The organism is Nocardioides sp. NPDC127503, assembly GCF_040302165.1.
Taxonomy (GTDB): Bacteria; Actinomycetota; Actinomycetes; order Propionibacteriales; family Nocardioidaceae; genus Nocardioides.
Genome location: NZ_JBEORH010000002.1, coordinates 542,736 through 566,126, shown reverse-complemented (window position 1 = coordinate 566,126; position 23,391 = coordinate 542,736). Strand labels below are relative to the sequence as shown.

The window sequence follows — 23,391 nt, the reverse complement described above, 5'->3', positions numbered from 1 at the left end:
GACCGTTGTTTGTTCCGGGCAACTTTCTGCGGCACACTCCCTGGCGTGGAGGGCAACTGGCTGTCGCCGGCGGAGCGGGCGGCATGGGTTCGCCTCATCGCCGTGCTCGAGCTGCTCCCGGGCGCTCTCGACTCGCAGCTGCGCCGCGATGCCGGCCTGACCCATTTCGACTACGGCGTGCTGGCGATGCTCTCCGAGGTGCCCGACCGGACCCTGCGGATGACCGAGCTGGCCGGCTACACCAACTCGACGCTGCCGCGGCTCTCCAACGTGGTCAAGCGCCTGGTCGACCGCGGCCTCATCGAGCGCCACACCTGCCCGGGTGACCGCCGCGCGACCAACGTACGTCTCACCGAGGCCGGCCACGAGAAGATGGTCGCCTCCGCTCCCGGTCACGTGGACGCGGTGCGCGAGTACGTCTTCGACTCGCTGAGTCCCAAGCAGGTCGACCAGCTCGCCGAGATCGCCGGGACCATCCTCGACCGGCTCGATCCGACCGGCGCGAGAAGGCCGCCCATCGACCCCGAGGCGGGCTGAGGATCCGCGGAGGGGATGGCGTCCGTGCGCCGCATCGGTTTAGGTTACCCTAACCTTCGTGAATCGTCGTCTCCGCATGGCCCCACTCGCGGCCGCCGCAGCCTCCGCCGCCCTCGTCCTCACCGCTTGCGGTGCCTCCACCGACGCCTCCGAGGGGGAGGGCGGGACCGGCTCCGGCTTCACCCACGAGGACGCCCGCGGCAAGACGGTCGAGATCGACGGCACCCCGAAGACCGTCGTCGCCCAGGCGAGTGCCGCGGCGGCGCTGTGGGACAACGGCTACGAGGTCGCCGGTGTCTACGGCGACCTGCCCGAGCCGCCGAACTACCTGACCGGCAACCTCGACGTCTCGAAGACGAAGGTCCTCGGCAAGGCCTGGGGTGAGTTCAACGTCGAGGAGTACGCGGCGATGAACCCCGACCTGCTGATCGACATGACCTTCGACGGAAAGACCCTCTGGTACGCCGGCGAGGTCGAGAAGCAGGTCGACAAGCTCGCTCCCACGCTCGCCATGCCGCTGACCGGCCTCTCGGTGACCGAGCAGATCGAGGCGTTCCAGGCGCTGGCCGAGGACCTCGGCGCCGATCCGGAGATCGACGAGGCCAAGGCCGAGTTCGAGGAGGCCGTCGAGCGGATCAAGGCAGCGGTGAAGAAGAACCCCGACGTCACTGTGGTCGCGGCGTCGACCTACGGCGAGGAGATCTACTTCGCCAACGCGCCCGAGCACCCCGACCTCGCCTACCTCGCCGAGCTCGGCGTGAAGTTCCCGAAGGTGGCCCCCGACGAGCAGGGCATCTTCGAGCCGGTCAGCCTGGAGAACATCAGCAAGTACCACGCCGACGTGCTCCTGATCGACGCTCGGGACCCGGGCGGTCTCGAGGAGCTGAAGAAGAAGGACATCTTCAAGCGGCTGCCCGCCGTCGCCGGTGGCCAGCAGGACCTCTGGTACCCCGCCGCGCCCTACAGCTACCAGGCCTACGCCGAGGTCTTCAGCGGCTACGCCGACCAGCTCGAGGCCGCCCAGGTCCTCGAGCAGAGCTGACGGGCACAACGTGCGTCTCAGTGACCTCGCCTCGGGCGAGGCCGTCACGGCGCGCGCGGACCACACCAGGGTGCAGGTCCCGCGTGGACCCGCGCCCATCGCCCTCCGGGCGACCGCGGCGATCGTGGACCTCGCCCTAGTGGCCCTGCCGCTGGTCGTCGGAGCGCTGGTGGTGCACTCGCTGCGTGATGCGAACGGCGGTGGCACCGTGGACCGGGTGGTCTTCGGCGGCTTCGCGCTCGCCGTCGCGGCCGCCGTCCTCGTGTGGAACCGTGGATTCGCCCAGGGCCGGCGGGGCGCGTCGACCGGCAAGACCTGGCTCGGGCTGATCGCCCGAGGCCACGACGGCCGCCCGCTCGGCGTACGCCGCAGCCTGCTGTTCGCGCCGCGGCAGGTCGTGCGCCGGATCACGGCCATGGACGAGGGCTTCGCCGAGATCGAGGTCGACCTCACCCCGGCGAAGCTGCGACTGCGCCGAATCACCGGCCTGCTCGCACTGCTGGTGATCCTGGCGGTGCTGCTCCTGGCGAGCGTCGCCGTCGGTTCCCGGCCGCTGAGCTTCGGCGAGATCTGGCACGGTCTCCTCCCGCCCTACGACACGACCCCGACCGAGGCCGACCTGATCGTCCGCGACCTGCGTACGCCTCGTACCCTCCTCGGCCTCGTCACCGGCATCGCGCTCGGCCTCGCCGGCGGGCTCATCCAGGGACACACCCGCAACCCGCTCGCCGACCCCGGCATCCTCGGCGTCAGCGCCGGGGCCGCCTGCGCGGTGGTCCTGGCGATCACGTTCCTGGGGGTGACGAGCCCGGTCGGCTACATCTGGTTCGCGCTCGCGGGCGCACTGATCACCAGCCTCGCCGTCTTCGGGCTCTCCTCGGTCGGGAGCGGCAGCCCCTCACCGGTCTCCCTCGTCCTCGGCGGCGCCGCGGTGGCGGCGTTCCTCTCCGCCATCACCTCGGCCGTGGTGCTGCTCGACCAGACCACCCTCGACGCCTACCGCTTCTGGATCGTCGGCTCGGTCGCCGGGAGAGGGCTCGAGATCCTGGTGCCGCTGCTGCCCTTCTTCGCCCTCGGCTTCGTGCTCGCCATGGTCAACGCACCTGGGCTCAACGTCCTCAGCCTCGGCGAGGAGGTCGCCCGCTCGCTCGGCACCAACGTCGCGCTGAACCGCACCCTCGGGATCACCGCGATCACCTTGCTCGCCGGCGCGGCCACCGCGGCCTGCGGGCCGATCGCCTTCATCGGCCTCGCCGTACCCCACATCGCGCGGGCGTTCACCGGGCCGGACTACCGGTGGCTGCTCCCGTGCTCCGCTCTGATCGGCGCCGTCATGCTCATCACCTGCGACATCCTCGGCCGGGTCGCCGCGCGGCCCGGCGAGCTCCAGGTCGGCATCGTGCTCGCCCTGGTGGGCTCGCCGTTCTTCATCGCTCTCGTACGCCGCCGGAAGCTGGTGACCCTGTGACGACGACGCTCGTGCCCGGTCGTCCGCGCTTCGGGTGGGGGCCGGTGTCGATGGTCTGGCGCCCTCGCCTGGTCGCGGTCAACGTCGGCCTCCTCGTGCTGGTCTTCCTGCTGGTGTGCCTCAACGTCGGCCAGGGCGACTACCCGATCAGCGTGCCCGACACGGCCAAGGTGATCCTCGGCGGCGGCAACGACGCCGAGCACTTCATCGTCTGGGAACTGCGTTTGCCGCGGTCCGTGGTCGGCCTCCTCGTGGGCGCTGGGTTTGCCATGTCAGGGGCGATCTGGCAGTCGATCACCCGCAACCCGCTGGCCAGCCCGGACCTGCTCGGCATCACCGCCGGCGCCAGCGCCGGTGCGGTCGCGGTGATCGTCTTCGGCGGCACCGCCGTCCTGGGCACCACGATCGGCGTGCCGGCTGCAGCCATGGCGGGCGGTCTGCTGACCGGGGTCGTGATCTACCTCCTCGCCTGGCGCCGGGGGATCGAGGGCTTCCGGCTGGTCCTGATCGGGGTGGCCGTCAACGGCATCCTGCTCGCGCTGACCAACTGGATGCTCGTCATCGGCGAGATCTGGGACGCGCAGGAGGCGACCGTCTGGCTCAACGGGTCGCTCAACGGGCGCGGTTGGAGCGACGCCGTGCCCGCCGCCATCGCCCTCGGTGCCATCGGCACGGTCGCGCTGGCCTCGACCTTCCAGCTCTCCGCGCTCAAGCTGGGCGACGACACCGCCCGCGCGCTCGGTGTACGGGTGCAGCTCAGCCAGTCGGTCCTGCTGATCGCCTCCGTCCTGCTGGCCGCCATGTGCGTCACCGCGGCCGGCCCGGTCGGGTTCATCGCCTTCGTCGCGCCCCAGGTCGCGCTCCGCATCGCCCGCACCGCCGGGCCGCCGCTGCTCGCCTCGGCGCTCACCGGCGCCGCCCTGGTCATCGGCAGCGACTACGTCGCGCGCGTGCTCCTGCCCGTCGAGCTCCCGGTCGGGATCGTCACCACCGCCATCGGAGGCCCCTTCCTGATGTATCTGATCATCCGCACCAACCGGAGGCTGTCGCGATGAGCAACCACCAGATCACGGCCGAGGACCTGGTGCTCGCCTACGGCGACCGGGTCGTCGCCGACGGTCTCACCACCGAGATCCCGGCCGGCAAGGTCACCACGATCATCGGCCCCAACGGCTGCGGCAAGTCGACCTTCCTGCGGGCTGTCGCGCGTCTGCTCAAGCCCCGCTCGGGGCAGGTGCTGCTCGACGGCAAGGCGATCACCTCGATGCGCACCCGCGAGGTCGCGAAGGTGCTCGGCATGCTGCCGCAGTCGCCCACCGCCCCCGAGGGCCTCACCGTCGCGGACCTGGTGGCCAAGGGCCGTCACCCGCACCAGTCGTGGCTGCGCCAGTGGTCCAGCGACGACGAGACCGAGGTCGAGGCGGCGCTTCGGCTCACGGGGATGCAGGAGCTCGCCGCCCGCCCCGTGGACGAGCTCTCCGGCGGGCAGCGCCAGCGGGCGTGGATCTCGATGGCGCTGGCGCAGGAGACGGACATCCTGCTGCTCGACGAGCCGACCACGTATCTCGATCTCGCTCATCAGGTCGAGGTGCTCGACCTCGTGGACAAGCTCCACGCCGACCTGGAGCGCACCGTCGTCATGGTGCTCCACGATCTCAACCTGGCCGTCCGCTACAGCGATCACCTGATCGTCATGCGTGAGGGGCGCATCGTCACCTCCGGCCCGCCCGACGAGCTCATCACCGCAGAGCTGCTCCGCGACGTCTTCGGCCTCGACAGCCAGGTGCTCGTCGACCCGGTCTCGGGCCGCCCGATGATCGTCCCGATCGGCGTACGCCGCTCCGCGCCCACCGTCCAGCACTGAACGTTCCCCGGAAGACCTGGGAACGCCATGATGAAAGGAAACCACGTGCGCAAGCACCTCACCGGCGCCGCTGCCATGCTCGCCGCCGCCCTCGTCCTCACCGCCTGTGGCGGCAGCTCCTCGGGAGAGGAGGCCGCCGCCGAGACCCGCGAGGTCAAGCACGCCAAGGGCGTGGCCGAGGTGCCCGTGGCCCCCAAGCGGGTCGTGGTCCTGGACACCGGCGAGCTCGACGACGCCCTGGCGCTCGGCGTGAAGCCCGTCGGTGCCGTACGCGTCGACGTGGCCACCGACTTCCTCAGCTACCTCGGCGACCAGACCGAGGGGATCGAGGAGGTCGGCACCATCTCCGAGCCCAACCTCGAGAAGATCGCGGCCCTCAACCCGGACCTCATCCTGTCCAGCACGGTCCGTCACGAGGCCATCTACGAGCAGCTGAACGCGATCGCCCCGACCGTGCTCGCCCCCGACCTCGGCGACACCTGGAAGGACAACTTCCTGCTGTACGCCGACGCGCTCAACAAGACCGACGAGGCGAAGAAGATGCTCGCCGACTTCGAGAGCGACGCCGCCGCGCTCGGCGAGACCGTCGGCACCGGCAAGACCCTGTCGATCGTCCGGTTCCTCCCCGGCCAGATCCGGCTCTACTCCGACAAGTCCTTCTCGGGCGTCATCCTCGACGACATGGGCCTGACCGTCCCGGAGCAGGCGGTGGGCGAGGACACCTACCTCGAGATCTCGCCCGAGCAGGTCACCACCGCCCAGGCGGACCACCTCTACGTCAGCACCTACGGGCCGGAGGGCGACACCGACAAGGCCAAGGTGCTCGGCGGGCCGCTCTGGCAGCGGATCCCCGCGGTCGAGTCTGGTCAGGTCCACGACATCAACGACGACCTGCTCAGCGGCATCGGCATCCAGGCCGCCCAGCAGATCCTCGCCCAGTTCGAGAAGGAGATCGGCTGAGCGACCATGCGATTCGATGAACGCTATATCGCCCGGGTCACGCTCGACCCGCGCCATGACACCGGCCGATATCCGTTCACCCTGCCGGTCGTCCGCGAGCTGGCCGGCGGGGAGGGGATCGACTTCGACGAACGGGTCACGTTCCTGGTCGGCGACAACGGCACCGGAAAGTCCACGATCATCGAGGCGATCGCGGTCGCGTCGGGGTTCAACGCCGAGGGCGGCTCCACGTCGTTCCGGTTCGCCACCCGCGCGACCGAGTCGTCCCTCGCCGACTACATCACGATCCAGCGCGGGCTCAAGCGGCCGCGCACCGGCTACTTCCTGCGCGCGGAGTCGTTCTACAACGTCGCCACCGAGATCGAGCGCCTCGACCTGGACACCTCCGACGCCTACGGCGGGGTCTCGCTCCACGAGCGCTCCCACGGCGAGTCGTTCCTCGACCTGGTGATGCACCGGTTCGGGCCCGGCGGGCTCTACATCCTCGACGAGCCGGAGGCCGCGCTCTCGGTGAAGGGCTGCCTGGCGCTGGTCGCGCGCATCATCGAGCTCGCCGACGAGAGATCCCAGTTCATCATCGCCACCCATTCCCCGGTCCTGCTCTCGGTGCCCGGCGCGAGGATCCTGCAGTTCGACGAGGACGGGCGGATCGGGCAGGTCTCCTACGACGATGCCGAACCGGTCAACCTGACCCGTCGGTTCCTCGCTGACCCGGCGAGATATCTGCGGTACGTCCTGGAGGACTAATGGTGCTAATGCCTTGTGCCTGGGTTCCAGCGTGGGTGGGGCCAATACGTTGTTTGGGTTGGGAGATTTAGAAGCAGGGTGTCCGGGTTGGGTGCCATTTGGCTGTCTTGCGGGCTTCCAGCAGCGGTCTGGCTTGGGTTTGGGATACCTGTCCCTGACTGGGTTCGGGTTCATTGGTTTTGCGCTGTGTGGTAGGCTCGGCACAGGCGTAAACGTGAAGGCCGACCACCTCGAAAGAGGCGTGCCCTATCTGCCCGAGACACAACGGGTGGGGGTAATCCAGGGGAACCAGGGGCGTGAACGCTGAGCTGCGAGGGTAAGTAATAGCCCGTACTCCGGGCCTCCGAGACCAGCGAACCAGAACACACCCGCATCAGTGGGTGTGGAAAGAGTTCGTACGTCGGGAGGTGACCGTTTCGATGACCACGCTGCAACAGCCACAACACCCTGTGCTCTCGGCCGTGGTCGCAGTCACCGCATCGCTTGGCGGGGTCGCGGAGGCGAACCCGGTGTTCATGGCCACCGACCAGAAGGCCGCCACCTTGCTCGAGATCGCCCGGGTCAAGGCCCAGTTGGCTGAGCTCGAGCTGCGGGTGCTCGCTGCGGCCGATGATGTCGCGGCCGAGAGCGCGGCTCGGGATGTGGCGGCCTGGTTGCATCACCACACCCACCAGCGCCCCGAGACCCTGCGTGCCGATCTGCGGCTGGCCGATGCCCTGGACCGGACCTACCACCAGGTCGCGGCCGCGATGCGGGCCGGCGCCTGCAACCCGGCCCAAGCCACAGTTATCGTCGCGGCCCTCGACGACCTCCCTGCCGATCTCGACCCCGAGATCCGGGTCAAGGCCGAAGAGACCCTGGTTGCGTATGCGACCCAGTTCGACCCCACCCAACTGCGCCGCCTCGGGCGCCGGATCCTGGATCTGATCGCCCCCGAGATCGCCGAGGCCGAAGAAGCCCGACGCCTCGTCGCGGAGGAGGCCCACGCGAGGAAGAAGACCCGCCTGGCGATGCGCCGGCTTGGGGATGGCACCACCCGGATCTCCGCGGTCCTCCCGGATGCGGCCGCGGACCGGCTGGCCACCAACCTGGAGGCCTTTGCCTCACCCCGTCGCGACGACGGCACCCGCACCGAGACCGGCGACTACCTGCCCTACGACCGGCGCTTGGGCCGGGCGTTCTGCCAGCTCCTCGAGACCCTCGACCCGACCCGGCTCCCCATCCACGGCGGCGACGCGACCACGGTGATCGTGACCATCGACATCGACCAGCTCCGCAAGGAAGCCGGCATCGCCAACCTGGTCGGCGGTAGTCCGATCACCGCAGCCGAGGCCAGGCGCCTGGCCTGCACCGCCAACATCATCCCGGCCGTTCTCGGGGGTGCCTCGGAGGTGCTCGACTTCGGCCGCAAGGAACGCTTCTTCACCGCAGCCCAACGCCGTGCGCTGCTGCTCAGGTCGGCGACCTGTGAGGCCGAGGGTTGCGACATCCCCGGCACCTGGGCCGAGGCCCACCACTGGATCGAATGGGCCCAAGGCGGCACCACTGATCTCGACAACGCCGCCCTGCTCTGCTCCCATCACCACCACCGCGCCCACGACGCCGCCTACCTCCACGAACGCCTACCCAACGGCGACATCCGCTTCACTCGACGCACATGAGTCGAAGTCGTGCCGATGCCTTCGGGCCCGGGGAAGTCGGGTCCCGAGTCGGGCAGGTCAGGGGACGCCGGTCACACCGCCAGCCCCCTGAACCGCTGAGCACTTGTCCGCCTTTGCGCGGGTGAGCATGGGGCTCTCTGGGCCGCCGGTCCTGGTGACCACAAGTGTCCCTGCGACCTCTGCTCTGGACTCATGCTCGCGGGGCTTGTCCCCGCGATCGCTGTCGACCGTGACGTTTCGGTTGGTACGGCAGGCCTGCTGATCTCCGCGTTCGCCGTCTGGATCGTCGGCGGCTCCTGTCTTGCTGCTTTCGCCCGGTGCCGGCCGCCGCGGCTCGCGCTGCAACTGCCTGCTCGTGCTTCGCGGGGGGTCATGTCATCGGGGTGATCACTCCCGCGTTCCGGCGGGGCCCGCTCGGCACCGCGGCCGGGTGATGGCACTGGCTCTTGTAGTCATGCTCCTGTCAGGGGAGCGCTGACGAAGGCGGGTCCCCGGGCATCACGGCTAATGGGCGTCGTGCTCCCGGTGGACCGAGGCCTCGCCGTCGAGCTCGAGGACGATCACGGTGCACAGCGGGTCGAGGTCGTCGTCGGTGGTGAAGACGTACTCCCAGCCGGGGACGTCGTGGAGCCCGCCGATGCGCTGATGGTCGAGCTCGGTGCCGGTCCCGAGGACGTACGCCTTGAGGACCTCGTTACGCAGGCCGCGGACCACGACGTAATCGTTGGGGCGGTCGAAGACGTAGAGGAACAGGGTCCGGCGGTCGGCCGAGACGGCCGTCGGGCCGTAGAAATGGCCGTGGGGAAGGCCGCGGCGGATGCCGTGGACTGCGGGGGAGTGGCGGGATACCCAGTCGCCGAGCGCCTCGAGGCGCTCGGTCTGCTCGGGCGTGATGGTGCCGTCCTCGCGCGGGCCGACGTCGAGCAGCAGGTTGCCGCCACCGCCGATGGTCTCGACGAAGGTTCGTACGAGCTGGCGCGGTGACTTGTGGTTGTCGTCCTGCGGCTGCCAGCCCCAGGAGTCGTTGATGGTCAGGCAGAGCTCCCATGGGCCGTCCGGCGGCACGATCGGAACGCCCTGTTCCGGGGTCACGTAGTCGCCGTGGCCGTGCATCCGGCCGTTGACGACCATCTCGGGTGCGAGCTCGCGCAGCTCAGCCCGCAGCTCCCGCATCCGCCACTGCCGCTCGTCGCGCTCCCACTCGCCGTCGAACCAGAGCAGGTCCGGCCGGTAGCGGGTCACGACCTCCCGGATCTGGGCGCGGTGGAACTCCAGATAGCGCTCCCAGCGCTCGGGCTCCTCGGCGCCCGGGCGCGGGACGGCGTACGGATTGTCCTGGACCACGGGATGCTGGACGGCCGGCCGCACCGTCGCGTAGTCGGGGTGGGACCAGTCGAGGTGGGAGAAGTAGATGCCGACCTTCAGCCCCCGGCGGCGTACGGCCTCGACGAACTCGGCGACGAGGTCGCGGCCTGCCGGGGTCCTGGTGACCACGGAGAGATCGTTGGCGTCGGTGTCGTAGAGCGCGACCCCGTCGTGGTGCTTGGCGGTGAGCACGGCGTACGTCGCGCCGGACCGCTCGAAGAGCTCGGCCCACGCGTCGGCGTCGAACCTGGAGGCGGTGAAGCCGTCGAGCTGGGCCATGTAATCGGCGTAGGGGACCCGGCCGTCGTAGAACGACCAGGACTCGGCGACGCCGTCGACGCTGTAGATGCCCCAGTGGACGAAGATGCCCAGCTGGGCTTCGGGGAACCAGGAGGCGATCGGCATGCCCGGCTACCCGTCGTGTCCGGAGACGGCGGCGCGGGTGTGCGCGAGGGCGTGCTCGCGCAGGGTGGTGCCACCGCCGGTGACGATTCCGATGCTGAAGCCGTCCCACATCGCTCGCAGCCGCTCGGAGACGGCCTCCCGCTCGGGCACCTCGGGGAGCGCCGCGGCGAAGAGCCGGACCAGGTCGGCATGCCACTCGTCGTCCATCGCGCGCTGCGCGGCGGCGAGCTCGGTGTCGTACGGCGCTCGTGCCCACAGCTCGAGCCAGAGGAGCCAGCGCGGGTCCCGCTCGTCGAGGGCGAGGTAGACGTCGGTGAAGGACAGCAGCGCGTCGACGCCTCCGGAGCCGTCCTTCTCGACCTTCTCCAGGATGGGCGCCCGCTGTGCTGCGTAGGCGTTCTCGCTCCATCGCAGGGTCTCGAGGAGCAGCCCGTTGCGGGTGCCGAAGTAGTAGAGGAGGTGGCCGCCGCTGGTGCCGAGCCGGGCGGCGAGGGAGGCCATCGTCACCTTGGCGAGCCCCTCCTCGGCAACCATCTCCAGGGTGGCCGCGAGCACCTGCTCGCGCGGTCGTTCCAGGCGTCTGTTGGAGCGTGTACGCGTCACCTCGACAGTGTCTCCTTGTGCTCGCGGGGTGAAATCTTCGGTCCCACCCCTTGACTCTAGCGGTGATCTGGGTCACTTTGAATGCCGTTCAAAGTTTTGTACAGCGTTCAAAACACGCTGTACCCTCATCACAAGGAGACCCGCGATGATCGAATCCATGCAGGTGAGCCCCGACGGGGTGAAGCCGGAGCAGGCACGGCGGCGGCTCGCGCGGGTGCTCGGACCCGGCGCCGCGGTCCTGCTCGTGCTGTCGTGCATCACGCCCGCCTCGAGTCTGTTCATCATCGTCCCGGAGCTGTTCGCGACGCAGGGGAGCGGCGCGGTGCTGGCCGTCGTGGCCGGATTCGCGGTCTCGATCGCGATCGCCGCGTGCTACGCCGAGCTCGGCACCCGCACCGCCAGCTCCGGTGGCGAGTACGCGATGGTCACCCAGACCCTCGGCAAGTCGATGGGCTGGCTGACGTTCTCCCTGGCAGGCGTGCTGCTCTGGCTGATCCCGCCGATCTTCGCCCTCGGCACCGCCGACTACCTGGCCGACCTGGTGGAGCTGCCTCGGGCCGCGACCGGCGCAATCGTCATGCTCCTCTCGACCGCCACGGCGATCCTCAACATCAAGGCCAACGCCGTCGTCACCGGCACCTTCCTCGCCCTTGAGATGATCGCGGCGGTCGTCGTCACCGTCCTCGGGCTCGGCCACATCCAGCGCGGCCCCGGCGAGCTGGTCTCGCCGCACGTCATCGGTGAGACCGGCCTGGAGCCCTTCACCTTGGCGATCCTCATCTCCGGTCTCGCCGTGAGCACGTTCCTGGTCAGCGGCTTCGGCACCACGGTCTACCTCTCCGAGGAGATCGTCGACCCGCGTCGCAACGTCGCCCGCGTCATCTTCTGGACCCTCGGCCTGGGTGGCCTGGTCATCCTCATCCCGACCGTGACCACGGTCCTCGCCGTCGACGACCTCAGCGACCTCGCCTCCGGCAACTTCTCCCAGTGGGTCGCCGCCTGGGGCGGCGAGCGCGTCGCGGTCGGCGTGAACGTCGCCATCGCCATCGCGATCCTCAACGCCGTCATCGTGATGGTGCTGCAGAACGCCCGGGTCGTCTACGCCTCGGCGCGTGACCGCTCCTGGCCGACACCGATCAACGGCGTCCTCACCAAGCTGCACCCCCGCTACGCCACCCCGTGGCTGGCCACCCTCGTCATCGGCATCCCCGGCGCGATCCTCGCCGGCGCGGTCGAGATCGAGGCGCTGCTCGGCGTCACCTCGGTGGTCATCTCCACGATGTACGTCGTCGTGGCGATCGCCGCGCTCCGTGCCCGTCGCCGGGGTCCGGCTGTCGAGGGCTGGCGGATGCCGCTGTGGCCGTTGCCGCCGCTGGTCGTCATCGGTGCGATCGGCTACGCGCTGGCCGGCTCCGCGCGGATGGACATCCTGATCACGGCCGGTGTCGTGGTCGCCGCCCTCGCCTACTACTACCTCTACCTCGCCCGCCGTCCCGGCGAGCGGTTCCTCGTCGTCGACCCGACCGAGGATTGAGCACATCCATTCACGAGAATCGAACGAGAGAGAAGAACGCCATGGCTCGCTACGGAACCCAGTTCGGCCCCGACATCACCTTCCTGGGTGTCGACCGGTGTGACTGGGCCGACCCCGCGACGTACGAGGGTGCCGATGTGGTCATCCTCGGTGCCCCCTTCGACGGAGGTACGTCGCACCGGTCGGGCACCCGGTTCGGCCCGCAGTTCATCCGGCAGACGTGCTACCTGCCTCACGACGGGTCGCGGCCCTCGCTCGCGATGCGGGTCGACGCGCTGCGGGACCTGAAGGTGCTGGACGCGGGTGACGTGGAGATGTTCTCCGGCGACGCCGAGCGGTCGGTGCGCGATCTCCAGGAGGCCGTGCACGCCGTGACGAGCAACGGCGCGATCCCGCTGGTGCTGGGCGGCGACCACACGATCGCCTGGCCCGACGCCGCCGGCGTCGCCCAGCACCTCGGCCAGGGACGCGTCTCGATGATCCACTTCGACGCCCACGCCGACACCGGCGACATCGAGTTCGGCTCGCTGATCGGGCACGGCCAGCCGATGCGCCGGCTCATCGAGTCCGGCGCGCTGCGCGGCGACCGGTTCCTGCAGATGGGGCTGCGCGGCTACTGGCCCGAGCCCGAGACGCTGGACTGGATGGCCGAGCAGGGCATGCGGTCCTACGAGATGACCGAGATCGTCCACCGCGGCCTGGAGGAGTGCCTCACCGAGGCCTTCACCATCGCCACCGACGAGTGCGACGGAGTCTTCCTCTCGGTCGACATCGACGTCTGCGACCCCGGCCACGCGCCCGGCACCGGCACCCCGGAGCCGGGCGGTCTGACCGCCCGCCAGCTGCTCGACTCGGTCCGCCGGATCGCCTACGAGCTGCCGGTGGTCGGCATCGACGTCGTCGAGGTCTCCCCGCCCTACGACCACGCCGACATCACCTCGTTCCTCGCCAACCGGGTCGTCCTCGAGGCGCTCTCGGGCATCGCCCGCCGCAAGCGCGACGAGGCCGACGGGACCCGCTGGGACCCGAGCCTCCCGCTGCTCGCCCAGCGCCCTGACCGGCGGCCCACCGACACTGACAAACAGGAGAACTGACATGACCACCCATGACGTGATCGTGGTCGGCGCCGGCGTGACCGGCTTGACCGCGGCCTGGCGACTGGCCCAGGCGGGCCAGGACGTGCTCGTCCTGGAGGCGCGCGACCGCGTCGGCGGCCGGCTGCGTACCGAGGCGCACGGTGCGCCCGGGGCAGAGGCCGACTTCGAGATCGGCGGCCAGTGGGTCTCGCCGGACCAGGACGCCCTGATCGGGATCCTCGACGAGCTCGGCCTGCCGACCTACCCGCGCTTCCGCGAGGGCGAGTCGCTCTACGTCGACAAGGCCGGTGTGGCGCACCGCTTCGCCGACGACCTGCCGGTCGGAGAGGCCACCACGGCCGCCATCGCGCAGCTGACCAAGACGCTCGACGGGCTGGCCGCCGCCATGGACCCGGCCCGGCCGTGGGAGCTCGACGACGCCGACCACCTCGACAGCGTCTCGTTCCGTGCCTGGCTCGAGCAGCAGTGCGACGACCCGGTCGCGGTCGACAACATCGCCCTCTATATCGGGCCGGCGATGCTGACGAAGCCCGCCCACTCGTTCTCCGCGCTCCAGGCGGTGCAGATGGCCGCCAGCGCGGGGTCGTTCAGCAACCTCGTCGATGCCGACGTGATCCTCGACCGCCGGGTCGTCGGCGGCCTGCAGCGGGTGCCGCTGACGCTGGCCGAGCGGCTGGGGGACCGGGTACGCCTCGAGCAGGACGTCACCCTGGTGGAGTGGGACGAGGACGGCGTCGTCGTCCATGTCGGCGCCGAGATCCATGCCGCGCACCGGCTGGTCCTCGCCGTGCCGCCGACCCTGGTCAAGCGGATCCGGTTCAGCCCCGAGCTTCCGGCCGAGCACCGGATCGCCCGCGAGCACCAGTCGTTCGGGCTGGTCATCAAGGTGCAGGCGCAGTACGAGACGCCGTTCTGGCGTGCCGACGGCCTCAGCGGCACCGGCTTCGCGCCGTGGCAGCTTGTCCACGAGGTCTACGACAACACCCCCGAGGGCGAGCAGCGCGGGACGCTGGTCGGCTTCGTCTCCGACGAGCGCGCGGACGCGGTGGGCCGGCTCTCCGACGCCGAGCGCCGCCGTCAGGTGCTCGAGTCGCTGGCGGCGTACTTCGGGGATGCGGCGCTCGAGCCGCTCACCTTCGTCGAGAGCGACTGGCAGCACCAGGAGCTCACCGGCGGTGCGTACGGGACGAGCTTCGACCTGGGCGGGCTGACCCGCTGGGGTGCGGTGCTGCGCGAGCCGCTCGGGCCGATCGAGTTCGGCAGCAGCGACGTCGCCGGCCACGGCTTCCAGCACGTCGACGGCGCCGTTCGCGTGGGCGACGAGATCGCCCGCCGGATCGGCGGCCGCTGAGAGAGGTCTGCCAGAGGTCTGCAACGTGATCGCAGCGAAGCGACGCCTAGCCTCCGACCGGGCGCGCTCATCGTGGGGGTGAGCGCGCCACCCTCGAGAAAGGTCCACCCTTCGTATGCGCCTCCTCATCATGGGACCACCCGGTGCCGGCAAGGGCACCCAGGCCGCCGTCATCGCCGAGCGTTTCGCTGTGCCGGCGATCTCGACCGGCGACATCTTCCGGGCGAACGTCGCCCAGCAGACCGCATTGGGCGTGGCGGCACAGACGTACATGGACGCGGGCGAGTACGTCCCGGACGAGATCACCAACGCCATGGTCGCCGACCGCCTCGCCGAGCGTGACTGCGCCGACGGGTTCCTCCTCGACGGCTACCCGCGCACCCCGCAACAGGTCGCCGAGCTCGACTCGATCCTCGAGCTCTCCAGCGTCGGGCTCGACGCGGTGGTGCTGCTCGAGGCGGACCCCGACGAGCTGGTGAGCCGGCTCCTGGCCCGGTCCGAGGAGCAGGGCCGCGCCGACGACAACGAGTCGGTCATCCGCCGGCGGCTGGAGGTGTACGCCGCCGAGACCGGCCCGCTCGCCGACGAGTACGCCGAGCGCGACCTGCTCGCGACCGTCGACGGCCTCGGCCCGGTCGACGAGGTCACCGAGCGGATCCTGACCGCCCTGACGTCGGCCTCCGCTCAGCGGACCGCGACCTCGGCGCCGTAGCGCTCGACGCAGAACGCGGAGAGCCGCTCGGCCAGGGCCGCGAGCGCCTCGGCGGCGTGGTGCTGCGGGTCCCAGGCGGCGTACAGCCTGATTCGGACCCGCCCGGCCGGTGCCTCGATGTGCAGGGGCACCAGGCCAAAGCGCGGGTCGTCGGAGACGACCGCGATCCCGCGGCCCGAGGCCGCGAGCGCCTGCGCGACCTGGGCGTTGGACACCTCGAGGACATCGCCGTAGCCCACGGCGGCGTCCTCGACCGCTGCGTCCAGGAGCGGCCGCGGCCGCAGATCTTCGGTGAGCAGCACGAGCGGCCGCGCCACCAGATCGCGTACGTCCACGGACTCCCGCCCCGCCCACGGGTCGTCGGGCCGGACATAGGCCCACACCGGCAGCACGGCGAGCGCGCGCGAGGCCAGGGACCGGGCCGGCGGCCGGGTGACGATCGCCAGGTCTGCGCCGGCTCGGACGGCTGCGACCGCGCCGCGCGGATCGAGCTCGCGGACCATCGCGACCGGGTCGTCGGGCCCGAGCGTCGCCAGGAACGGCGCGAGCACGTCGGTCAGTGTCGTGGAGGGCACGGCGAGATGGAGCTCGTCGAGCCGGCCGGAGGCGAGGACCTCGACGGCGCGTTCGAGGTCGTCGGCGTGCGCGAGCAGGTCGCGGGCGCGGGGGAGGAGGTCCTCGGCAGTCCGGGTCAAGCGCAGCCGCCGTCCCTCCCGCGCGAAGAGCGGCACGCCCAGGTTCGTCTCGAGCTGGCGTAGCTGCCGCGACAGCACCGGCTGGGTCACGTGCAGCACCTCGGCGGCCCGGGTCGCCGAGCCCGCGTCGGCAGTGGCGACGAAGTAGCGCAGCAGCCGCAGATCCATGCTCACGAGACATGATTGTAGTAGTCAAAAGGTCTTGGACGGCATGTGTCGCGGGGGACGATGCTGAACCCATGACCGAGTCCTCGACCCTCGAACAGTCCCGTCTCCTGCGTACGCCGCTTCCCGGCCCGCGCTCCCAGGAGCTCATGCGCCGCAAGGTCGCGGCCGTGAGCCAGGGCGTGGCCACGACCATGCCCGTCTTCGCCGCGCGCGCGGCCGGCGGAGTCGTTGAGGACGTCGACGGCAACCGCTTCATCGACCTCGGCTCCGGCATCGCGGTGACCACCGTCGGCTCCAGCGCCGCCAAGGTCGTCGAGGCGGTCGCCGACCAGGTGGCAGCCTTCACCCACACCTGCTTCATGGTCACGCCCTACGAGGGCTACGTGGCCGTCGCCGAGCAGCTCGCCCGGCTCACCCCCGGCGACCACGAGAAGCGCACCGCGCTGTTCAACTCCGGCTCCGAGGCCGTCGAGAACGCGGTCAAGATCGCCCGCTCGTTCACCGGCAAGGACGCGGTCGTGGTCTTCGACCACGCCTACCACGGGCGCACCAACCTCACCATGGCGATGACCGCGAAGAACATGCCCTACAAGCACGGCTTCGGGCCCTTCGCCGGTGAGGTCTACCGGGCACCGATGTCCTACCCGTTCCGCGACGCCCCCGAGATCGACGGCAAGCTGGCCGCGGCCCGTGCGACCTCCCTCATCGAGACCCAGGTCGGTGCCGAGAACCTCGCCGCCGTCGTGATCGAGCCGGTGCAGGGCGAGGGCGGCTTCATCGTCCCGGCGCCGGGCTTCCTCTCCGCGCTGGCGGAGTGGTGCCGCGCCAACGACGTGATCTTCGTGGCCGACGAGGTGCAGTCCGGCTTCGGCCGCACCGGCACCTGGTTCGCCGTCGAGCACGACGACGTCGTCCCGGACCTGGTGGTCAGCGCCAAGGGCATCGCCGGTGGCCTGCCGCTCTCCGCGGTGACCGGCCGCGCCGATGTCATGGACGCCGTCCACCCGGGCGGTCTGGGCGGCACCTACGGCGGCAACCCGCTCGCCTGTGCCGCCGCGCTGGCCGTGATCGAGACCATCGAGGCCGAGGACCTGCTCACCCGGGCCCGCGCCATCGAGGAGCGTCTCCTCGGCCGGCTCCGTGACCTGCAGGCGAGCGACCCGCGCATCGGTGACGTACGCGGTCGGGGCGCGATGATCGCCGCCGAGTTCGTCGACCCGGCCACCGGCAACCCCGACGGCGCGGTGGCCAAGGCCGTCGCGGCCTACGCTCACAGCCAGGGCGTCATCACACTGACCTGTGGCACCTGGGGCAACGTCATCCGCTTCCTGCCCCCGCTGAGCATCTCCGACGAGCTGCTCGACGAGGCCCTCGACGTACTCACGACCGCACTGGAGGAGACCAAGTGACCACGAGCACCCAGCCGATGAACACCGAGCCCAGCTACCTCGACGCCCTCGAGCCCGGCAGCGGCGTCCTCGTCGGCGGCCGGTGGCGTCCGGGCGGCGCCGGCGTCTTCGCGGTCGAGAACCCCGCCACCCGTGAGCGCGTCGCCGACGTCGCCGACGGCAGCACCGACGACGCGACCGCGGCCGTCGATGCGGCCGCCGCGGCGCTCCCCGCGTGGTCGGCGCTGCCGCCGCGCACCCGCAGCGACCTGCTCAGCAAGGTTCGTGACCTGATGCTGCGCGACGCCGACGAGCTCGCCGCCCTGATCGCCCTCGAGAACGGCAAGTCCCTCGCCGACGCCCGCGGCGAGGTCGTCTACGCCGCCGAGTTCTTCCGCTGGTACGCCGAGGAGGCCGTGCGTCCGCACGGCGACTTCGGTGCCTCGCCGGCCGGCGGCACCCGCACCATCGTGACCCACAAGCCGGTGGGCGTGGCCGCCCTCGTGACCCCGTGGAACTTCCCGGCCGCGATGGCCACCCGCAAGATCGCCCCGGCGCTCGCGGCCGGCTGCACGGTCGTGCTCAAGCCCGCCGCCGAGACGCCCCTGACGGCCCTCGCGGTCGCCCGGCTGATCGCCGAGGCCGGCGTGCCCGACGGCGTCGTCAACGTGGTGCCCGGCCTGGACGCTCCTGCCATCGTCAGCACCTGGCTCGCCGACGTACGGGTCCGCAAGATCTCCTTCACCGGCTCGACCGGCGTCGGCCGCGTCCTGCTCCGCCAGGCCGCCGACCGGGTCGTGAACACCTCGATGGAGCTCGGCGGCAACGCGCCGTTCGTGGTGACCTCGAGCGCCGACGTGGCCGCCGCGGTCGAGGGCGCGATGGTCGCCAAGTTCCGCAACGGGGGACAGGCCTGCACCGCGGCCAACCGGCTCTACGTCCACGCCGACGTCGCCGAGGAGTTCACCGCCCGCCTCGGTGCGGCCGTGGAGGCGCTCCGGGTCGGCCCCGCCGAGCAGGGCAGCGACATCGGCCCGCTCATCTCCGCGAAGGCGTACGCCACCGTCACCGGCCTCGTCGACGCCGCCGTGGCCGCTGGAGCCGTGATCGCCCACCGCGCCGAGGTCCCCGCCTCGGAGGGCTACTTCTACGCGCCCACGGTCCTGACCGACGTACCGGCCGACTCGCCGCTGCTGCGCGAGGAGATCTTCGGGCCGGTGGCCCCGATCGTCGTCTGGAACGACACCGAGGAGCTGCTGGCCTCCGTCAACGACACCGAGTTCGGCCTGGCGGCGTACGTCTTCGGCGAGATGGGCGAGGCGCTGCACGTGGCCGAGCGGATCGACGCCGGGATGGTGGGCGTCAACCGCGGCCTGGTCTCCGACCCGTCGGCGCCGTTCGGTGGGGTGAAGCAGAGCGGCATCGGGCGCGAGGGTGCGCGAGCCGGGCTGGAGGAGTACCTGGAGACGCAGTACCTCAGCGTCGCTTGGTGATTGGCATCACTCGGGCTCGATCAACGATGATGTGACTCAGACCACCCGCACACCCTGCGGGTGGTTCCTCGGGACAGCCTCACCCGGCAGTCCCGGCACAACGCTCCAGACGGACCACCAGCGCCGCCCGGCAGATTGAGGAGTCACCCATATGACCGCAGTGTTCGAGCCCGGGACCTCGTTCGAGGCCTATGACCTGGCAGACCGCTATCGAGTCGGAGCCGGCCCGGTGTTGCTCACCGGGATCCAGGCGATCGCGCGGATGCTCGTCGAGCAGCGCGCGCTGGACCAGCGCCGCGGCCTGCGGACCGGCACCTTCATCTCCGGCTACCCGGGCAGCCCGCTCGGCGGTCTCGACCAGCTGCTGCTGGGTCTGCCGAAGGAGATGGCCGACGCCGACATCACCGTGGTTCCCGGCCTCAACGAGGAGCTCGCCGCGACCGCTGTCTGGGGCAGCCAGTCGGCGGTCACCCTCGACACCGAGCGCTACGACGGCGTGACCGGGGTCTGGTACGGCAAGGGTCCCGGCGTCGACCGCGCGCTCGACGCGATGCGTCACGCCAACATGTACGGCGCCCACCCCACCGGCGGCATGCTGATGCTGGTCGGCGACGACCCGGCCGCCAAGTCGTCCACCGTGCCCGCGGTCAGCGAGCGCACCCTGGCCTCGCTCGGCATCCCGGTGCTGTTCCCGCGCAACGCCGCCGAGATCGTCGAGTACGGCATGGAGGGCATCGCCCTCTCCCGCGCCTCCGGCTGCGTCGTCGCGCTCAAGATCGTCGCGGATGTCGCCGACGGCGCCTGGGTGGTCAACCCGGAGATCGGCGTCCTCGACCCGGTCACGCCCAAGACCCAGTGGGAGGGCGTCCCCTACACCTACGAGCCGACCAAGATCGAGCTCTTCCCGGACCGGATCGTCGGCGCCGAGGCCAAGCTCTACGGCCCCCGGATGAACGTCGTGAAGGCGTACGCCGCCGAGAACCGGCTCAACCGGATCGAGGTCAAGGCGCCGAACGCCAAGGTCGGCATCGTCGCCTCCGGCTCGTGCTACGACTCGATGCGCCAGGGACTCAAGGACCTCGGCCTGGACCACGACGGGCTGATGGCCGCCGGTGTCCGGGTGCTGCGCCTGGGCATGATGTGGCCGGTCGAGCCGACCATCGTCTCGGAGTTCGCGGAGGGCCTCGAGGAGATCATCGTCGTCGAGGACAAGACCTCCTTCATCGAGCAGGGCATCCGCGAGATCCTCTACGGCGAGCCCGCCGCTCCCGTCATCATCGGCAAGAAGGACCGCAACGGCGTACCGCTGGTCCCGCTCGACGGTGAGCTGACCGCCGGCCGCCTGCTCGCGCCGCTGCGCCGTGCGCTGAAGGGCCACGCCCAGCTGAAGTCCGCCGGGCCCGCCCGGATCGACCTGCCGCTGCTCTCCACCTCGCGCACCCCCTACTTCTGCAGCGGCTGCCCGCACAACCGCTCCACCGCGCTGCCGGACGGCTCGCTCGGTGGCGGCGGCATCGGCTGCCACACCCTGGTGACCGCCTCGCAGCGTGAGGACAGCGCGGTCGTCGGCATCACCCAGATGGGCGGCGAGGGCTCGCAGTGGATCGGGCAGGCGCCCTACAGCCACGCCGGCCACACCTTCCAGAACGTCGGTGACGGCACCTTCTTCCACTCCGCGCAGCTGGCGATCCAGGCGTGCGTCGCGGCCGGGGTCAACATCACCTACAAGCTGCTCCACAACGACGTCGTCGCGATGACTGGTGCCCAGAAGCGGCAGGGCGAGGTCGCGATGGCGCAGCTGACCCACAAGCTGATGAACGAGGGCGTCAAGGCGATCATCGTCGTCGCCGACGAGCCGAAGCGCTATCGCCGCGCTCACTTCCCCGCAGGCGTACGTCTCTGGCACCGCGACCGCCTCGACGACGCCCAGCGGGAGCTGCGTGAGGTCGAGGGCGTGACCGTCCTGATCTACGACCAGCACTGCGCCGCCGACGCCCGCCGTCAGCGCAAGCGGGGCACGATCGAGGCCCGCAACACCAAGATCGTGATCAACGAGGCCGTGTGCGAGGGCTGCGGCGACTGCGGCGTGAAGTCCAACTGCCTCTCGGTCCAGCCGGTCGAGACCGAGCTGGGCCGCAAGACCCGCATCGACCAGACCTCGTGCAACACCGACTACACCTGCGTCGAGGGGGAGTGCCCCTCCTTCATGGCCGTCGAGACCGACCCGACCGTCAAGAAGGCGAAGAAGTCGACCCCCGAGCCGCCGACGGTGGCCGACCCGGGCTACGGCGAGCTGGAGCGGACGTACGGCGTCTTCATGGCCGGCATCGGTGGCACCGGCATCGTCACCGTCAACCAGGTGCTCGCGACCGCCGCGCTGCGCGCCGGCTTCGGCGTGGAGTCGCTCGACCAGGTCGGGATGAGCCAGAAGGCGGGCCCGGTGACGGCTCACCTGCGGTTCGGCCCGGGCGCGATCGATCCCTCGAACCGGGTCACTCCGGGTTCGGCCGACGCGCTGCTCGGCTTCGACCTGCTCACCCTGGCCGAGGGCAAGAACCTCGCTTACGGCAACCCGGCGCTGACCCGTGCGGTCGTGTCGACCAGCAAGACGCCGACCGGGCCGATGGTCTACGACAAGGACATCGCCTACCCGGCCGACGACGAGCTGCTCACCCGGGTGAACGGCGCGACGTCGTCGCTGCGCGCCTTCGACGCGCTCGCGGCGGCGGAGACCCTCTTTGGCAACACCGCCGCGGCCAACTTCCTCCTGGTCGGCGCCGCCTACCAGGCCGGCGCGCTTCCGATCCCCGCCGAGGCGATCGAGGAGGCCATCGGCATCAACGGGGTCGCGGTCAGCGCCAACGTCGCCGCCTTCCGCTGGGGCCGCGCCTCGGTCGCCGCGCCGGAGGAGTTCGCCAAGGTCACCGGCACCTCGACCGCGCCGGTCGAGCAGGTCGCCGTGCCGGCTCTGGACGGAGCGTCGTTCGACGGCGAGGTGCGCCGCCTCGCCGAGGTCCGCGCGCCGAAGCTCGTCGCCTTCCAGAACCAGGCGACCGCCCGCGACTACGTCGAGACCGTCGACCGGATCTGGAACGCCGAGCGCGCGGTGACCACGGACACCCGTTTCTCCGAGGCGGTCGCCCGCTACCTGTTCAAGCTCACCGCCTACAAGGACGAGTACGAGGTCGCCCGGCTCCTCACCGCCCCGGCCGCCTTGGACGGTGTCCGTGCCGAGGTGCAGGGCAAGATCAGCTTCAAGCTCTCCCCGCCGATCTTCGGTGCGTTCCTGAAGGGCGGCAAGATGTCCTTCGGCCCGCGCTCCCACTTCATCCTGCGCCTGCTGGCGACGCTGAAGTTCCTCCGCGGCACGGTCCTCGACCCCTTCGGTCGCTTCCACGTACGCCGCACCGAGCGGGCCCTGCTCGCGCACTACTCGGCGCTGGTCACCGGTCTCGCCGCTGACCTCACTGAGGAGTCGTACGCCCGGGCCGTCCGCCTCGCGGAGCTCCCGGACATGGTGCGTGGCTACGAGAGCGTGAAGATGCGCAACGTCGAGGCCTACCGCGAGGCGCTCGCCGCCGAGGGGATCGACCTGGCGGTCTAGAGCACCTTGTGGGTGCTGGCCGGACCGTCACCCACGCCGAACGCCTCTGCCAGCCTCGACGGCGCACCAGCGCTGTCGAGGCTGGCCTCCACCTTGCGGACGTTGCGCGCCGACGGGTACGCGAAGTAGGCCATCAGAGCCAGCGAGATGGCCCCGCCGATGACGTACGTCATCAGCTGTCCCTCGGTGAGGACGAAGGCCAGTGCGAGGGAGACGAGCGCGACGACCTCGCTGAGGACGAGCCGCAGGATCATCGACGTCTGGTGCTTCTGCAGGCCCTCGCTGGTCGCCTTCTCGGGCGGGGTCCCGGGCGTGACCGGAACGGCGCGGAAGCCGATCGCCGAGCACAGCAGAGCCATGACCACGCCGGCCGCGACCTGCCCGCCGATGACGTACGCCGAGGGCAGCTGCAGGTCGGCGTCGGGGATGCTGAGCGCGACGATGACCCCCAGCCCCACGACCATGGTCATGAATGCGAGCGCCATCATCTGTGCCGTACGTGCCAGTGGGGTGGTCATCTGAGCTCCTTCTCGGGCTTGCGGTCACGGCAATCTAGCCGACGCCGAGACCGGTCGTCGCGAGGCCACTCCGGCCCGAGGCGCTGTTCGCGCCCCGGGCCTCATGAGCGGGTCAGTTCCGCCCATCAGCTGCCGACAGGGCGGGCTGCCGAAGGACATGCTCGACTAACCGCCGCCCG

Annotated in this window: 19 protein-coding genes and 1 pseudogene; 16 read left to right on the top strand and 4 right to left on the bottom strand. The window is 70.6% G+C overall.

Annotated elements, in window-relative coordinates:
* Nucleotides 1-45 precede the first annotated feature (45 nt).
* The 9 genes and pseudogenes from ABTW65_RS06720 to ABTW65_RS29400 form a co-directional block, all read left to right on the top strand.
* The gene (locus ABTW65_RS06720; RefSeq protein ID WP_350659185.1) at nucleotides 46-537 is read left to right on the top strand and encodes a MarR family winged helix-turn-helix transcriptional regulator; all 492 of its coding nucleotides are present in this window, start codon (nucleotides 46-48) and stop codon (nucleotides 535-537) included.
* A gap of 58 nt (nucleotides 538-595) precedes the next feature.
* Nucleotides 596-1,579 carry an ABC transporter substrate-binding protein gene (locus tag ABTW65_RS06715; protein WP_350659184.1) on the top strand — a complete coding sequence of 328 codons (984 nt, stop codon included), beginning with the start codon at nucleotides 596-598 and terminating at the stop codon, nucleotides 1,577-1,579.
* A gap of 10 nt (nucleotides 1,580-1,589) precedes the next feature.
* Nucleotides 1,590-3,047: a FecCD family ABC transporter permease gene (locus ABTW65_RS06710; protein ID WP_350659183.1), complete on the top strand. Its 1,458-nt coding sequence runs from the start codon at nucleotides 1,590-1,592 to the stop codon at nucleotides 3,045-3,047.
* Nucleotides 3,044-4,102 carry a FecCD family ABC transporter permease gene (locus ABTW65_RS06705; protein ID WP_350659182.1) on the top strand — a complete coding sequence of 353 codons (1,059 nt, stop codon included), beginning with the start codon at nucleotides 3,044-3,046 and terminating at the stop codon, nucleotides 4,100-4,102. Before ABTW65_RS06710 ends, ABTW65_RS06705 begins: the two co-directional genes overlap by 4 nt.
* Nucleotides 4,099-4,911, top strand: coding sequence for an ABC transporter ATP-binding protein (locus tag ABTW65_RS06700; protein ID WP_350659181.1), 813 nt, complete (start codon nucleotides 4,099-4,101; stop codon nucleotides 4,909-4,911). The genes ABTW65_RS06705 and ABTW65_RS06700 overlap by 4 nt, the downstream gene beginning before the upstream one ends.
* A gap of 45 nt (nucleotides 4,912-4,956) precedes the next feature.
* Entirely contained in the window at nucleotides 4,957-5,871 is a 915-nt protein-coding gene (locus ABTW65_RS06695) for an ABC transporter substrate-binding protein (RefSeq protein WP_350659179.1), read from the top strand.
* Nucleotides 5,872-5,877: 6 nt separating this feature from the next.
* Nucleotides 5,878-6,618 (top strand): AAA family ATPase, encoded by a 741-nt coding sequence (locus ABTW65_RS06690; RefSeq protein ID WP_350659178.1) that lies wholly within the window; start codon nucleotides 5,878-5,880, stop codon nucleotides 6,616-6,618.
* Nucleotides 6,619-7,037: 419 nt separating this feature from the next.
* Nucleotides 7,038-8,279: an HNH endonuclease signature motif containing protein gene (locus tag ABTW65_RS06685; RefSeq protein ID WP_350659177.1), complete on the top strand. Its 1,242-nt coding sequence runs from the start codon at nucleotides 7,038-7,040 to the stop codon at nucleotides 8,277-8,279.
* A 192-nt stretch (nucleotides 8,280-8,471) separates the two neighbouring features.
* Nucleotides 8,472-8,680 (top strand): annotated as a pseudogene (locus ABTW65_RS29400) (Cmx/CmrA family chloramphenicol efflux MFS transporter); the annotation flags it as partial.
* A gap of 103 nt (nucleotides 8,681-8,783) precedes the next feature.
* Here ABTW65_RS29400 and ABTW65_RS06680 read toward each other — a convergent pair.
* Entirely contained in the window at nucleotides 8,784-10,049 is a 1,266-nt protein-coding gene (locus ABTW65_RS06680) for an alpha-L-fucosidase (RefSeq protein WP_350659176.1), read from the bottom strand.
* 6 nt (nucleotides 10,050-10,055) lie between these two features.
* Nucleotides 10,056-10,652, bottom strand: coding sequence for a TetR/AcrR family transcriptional regulator (locus ABTW65_RS06675; RefSeq protein ID WP_350659175.1), 597 nt, complete (start codon nucleotides 10,650-10,652; stop codon nucleotides 10,056-10,058).
* Nucleotides 10,653-10,797: 145 nt separating this feature from the next.
* Between ABTW65_RS06675 and ABTW65_RS06670 the strand changes: the two genes are divergently transcribed.
* The 4 genes from ABTW65_RS06670 to ABTW65_RS06655 all read left to right on the top strand — a co-directional run bounded on the left by ABTW65_RS06670 (nucleotide 10,798) and on the right by ABTW65_RS06655 (nucleotide 15,346).
* The gene (locus ABTW65_RS06670) at nucleotides 10,798-12,186 is read left to right on the top strand and encodes an APC family permease (protein WP_350659174.1); all 1,389 of its coding nucleotides are present in this window, start codon (nucleotides 10,798-10,800) and stop codon (nucleotides 12,184-12,186) included.
* A 41-nt stretch (nucleotides 12,187-12,227) separates the two neighbouring features.
* The gene (gene speB / locus ABTW65_RS06665) at nucleotides 12,228-13,280 is read left to right on the top strand and encodes an agmatinase (protein ID WP_350659173.1); all 1,053 of its coding nucleotides are present in this window, start codon (nucleotides 12,228-12,230) and stop codon (nucleotides 13,278-13,280) included.
* A 1-nt stretch (nucleotide 13,281) separates the two neighbouring features.
* Nucleotides 13,282-14,634, top strand: a complete 1,353-nt coding sequence (locus tag ABTW65_RS06660; protein ID WP_350659172.1) for a flavin monoamine oxidase family protein — start codon at nucleotides 13,282-13,284, stop codon at nucleotides 14,632-14,634.
* Between the two features lie 115 nt (nucleotides 14,635-14,749).
* Nucleotides 14,750-15,346 (top strand): adenylate kinase, encoded by a 597-nt coding sequence (locus ABTW65_RS06655; RefSeq protein WP_350659171.1) that lies wholly within the window; start codon nucleotides 14,750-14,752, stop codon nucleotides 15,344-15,346.
* Here ABTW65_RS06655 and ABTW65_RS06650 read toward each other — a convergent pair.
* Nucleotides 15,319-16,209: a LysR family transcriptional regulator gene (locus tag ABTW65_RS06650; RefSeq protein ID WP_350659275.1), complete on the bottom strand. Its 891-nt coding sequence runs from the start codon at nucleotides 16,207-16,209 to the stop codon at nucleotides 15,319-15,321. The genes ABTW65_RS06655 and ABTW65_RS06650 overlap by 28 nt on opposite strands.
* 71 nt (nucleotides 16,210-16,280) lie before the next feature.
* On the opposite strand from ABTW65_RS06650, the gene gabT reads away from it, so the two are divergent.
* The 3 genes from gabT to ABTW65_RS06635 all read left to right on the top strand — a co-directional run bounded on the left by gabT (nucleotide 16,281) and on the right by ABTW65_RS06635 (nucleotide 22,694).
* Complete coding sequence (gabT, locus tag ABTW65_RS06645; protein ID WP_350659170.1) at nucleotides 16,281-17,618, top strand: 4-aminobutyrate--2-oxoglutarate transaminase; 1,338 nt, start codon at nucleotides 16,281-16,283, stop codon at nucleotides 17,616-17,618.
* Entirely contained in the window at nucleotides 17,615-19,090 is a 1,476-nt protein-coding gene (locus tag ABTW65_RS06640; protein WP_350659169.1) for an NAD-dependent succinate-semialdehyde dehydrogenase, read from the top strand. The genes gabT and ABTW65_RS06640 overlap by 4 nt, the downstream gene beginning before the upstream one ends.
* Nucleotides 19,091-19,241: 151 nt before the next feature.
* A complete protein-coding gene (locus ABTW65_RS06635) occupies nucleotides 19,242-22,694 on the top strand; it encodes an indolepyruvate ferredoxin oxidoreductase family protein (protein ID WP_350659168.1) in 3,453 nt (1,150 codons plus the stop codon).
* Here the strand turns inward: ABTW65_RS06635 and ABTW65_RS06630 are convergent.
* Entirely contained in the window at nucleotides 22,691-23,212 is a 522-nt protein-coding gene (locus tag ABTW65_RS06630; RefSeq protein ID WP_350659167.1) for a hypothetical protein, read from the bottom strand. The genes ABTW65_RS06635 and ABTW65_RS06630 overlap by 4 nt on opposite strands.
* Nucleotides 23,213-23,391 lie beyond the last annotated feature (179 nt).

What these genes read in the sequence shown, in the direction of transcription:
- ABTW65_RS06630 (WP_350659167.1), bottom strand. Translation starts at nt 23,212, where the DNA reads ATGACCACCCCACTGGCACGTACGGCACAGATGATGGCGCTCGCATTC.
- ABTW65_RS06650 (WP_350659275.1), bottom strand. Translation starts at nt 16,209, where the DNA reads ATGGATCTGCGGCTGCTGCGCTACTTCGTCGCCACTGCCGACGCGGGC.
- speB (WP_350659173.1), top strand. Translation starts at nt 12,228, where the DNA reads ATGGCTCGCTACGGAACCCAGTTCGGCCCCGACATCACCTTCCTGGGT.
- ABTW65_RS06690 (WP_350659178.1), top strand. Translation starts at nt 5,878, where the DNA reads ATGCGATTCGATGAACGCTATATCGCCCGGGTCACGCTCGACCCGCGC.
- ABTW65_RS06680 (WP_350659176.1), bottom strand. Translation starts at nt 10,049, where the DNA reads ATGCCGATCGCCTCCTGGTTCCCCGAAGCCCAGCTGGGCATCTTCGTC.
- ABTW65_RS06635 (WP_350659168.1), top strand. Translation starts at nt 19,242, where the DNA reads ATGACCGCAGTGTTCGAGCCCGGGACCTCGTTCGAGGCCTATGACCTG.
- ABTW65_RS06700 (WP_350659181.1), top strand. Translation starts at nt 4,099, where the DNA reads ATGAGCAACCACCAGATCACGGCCGAGGACCTGGTGCTCGCCTACGGC.
- ABTW65_RS06670 (WP_350659174.1), top strand. Translation starts at nt 10,798, where the DNA reads ATGATCGAATCCATGCAGGTGAGCCCCGACGGGGTGAAGCCGGAGCAG.
- ABTW65_RS06685 (WP_350659177.1), top strand. Translation starts at nt 7,038, where the DNA reads ATGACCACGCTGCAACAGCCACAACACCCTGTGCTCTCGGCCGTGGTC.
- ABTW65_RS06655 (WP_350659171.1), top strand. Translation starts at nt 14,750, where the DNA reads ATGCGCCTCCTCATCATGGGACCACCCGGTGCCGGCAAGGGCACCCAG.
- gabT (WP_350659170.1), top strand. Translation starts at nt 16,281, where the DNA reads ATGACCGAGTCCTCGACCCTCGAACAGTCCCGTCTCCTGCGTACGCCG.
- ABTW65_RS06660 (WP_350659172.1), top strand. Translation starts at nt 13,282, where the DNA reads ATGACCACCCATGACGTGATCGTGGTCGGCGCCGGCGTGACCGGCTTG.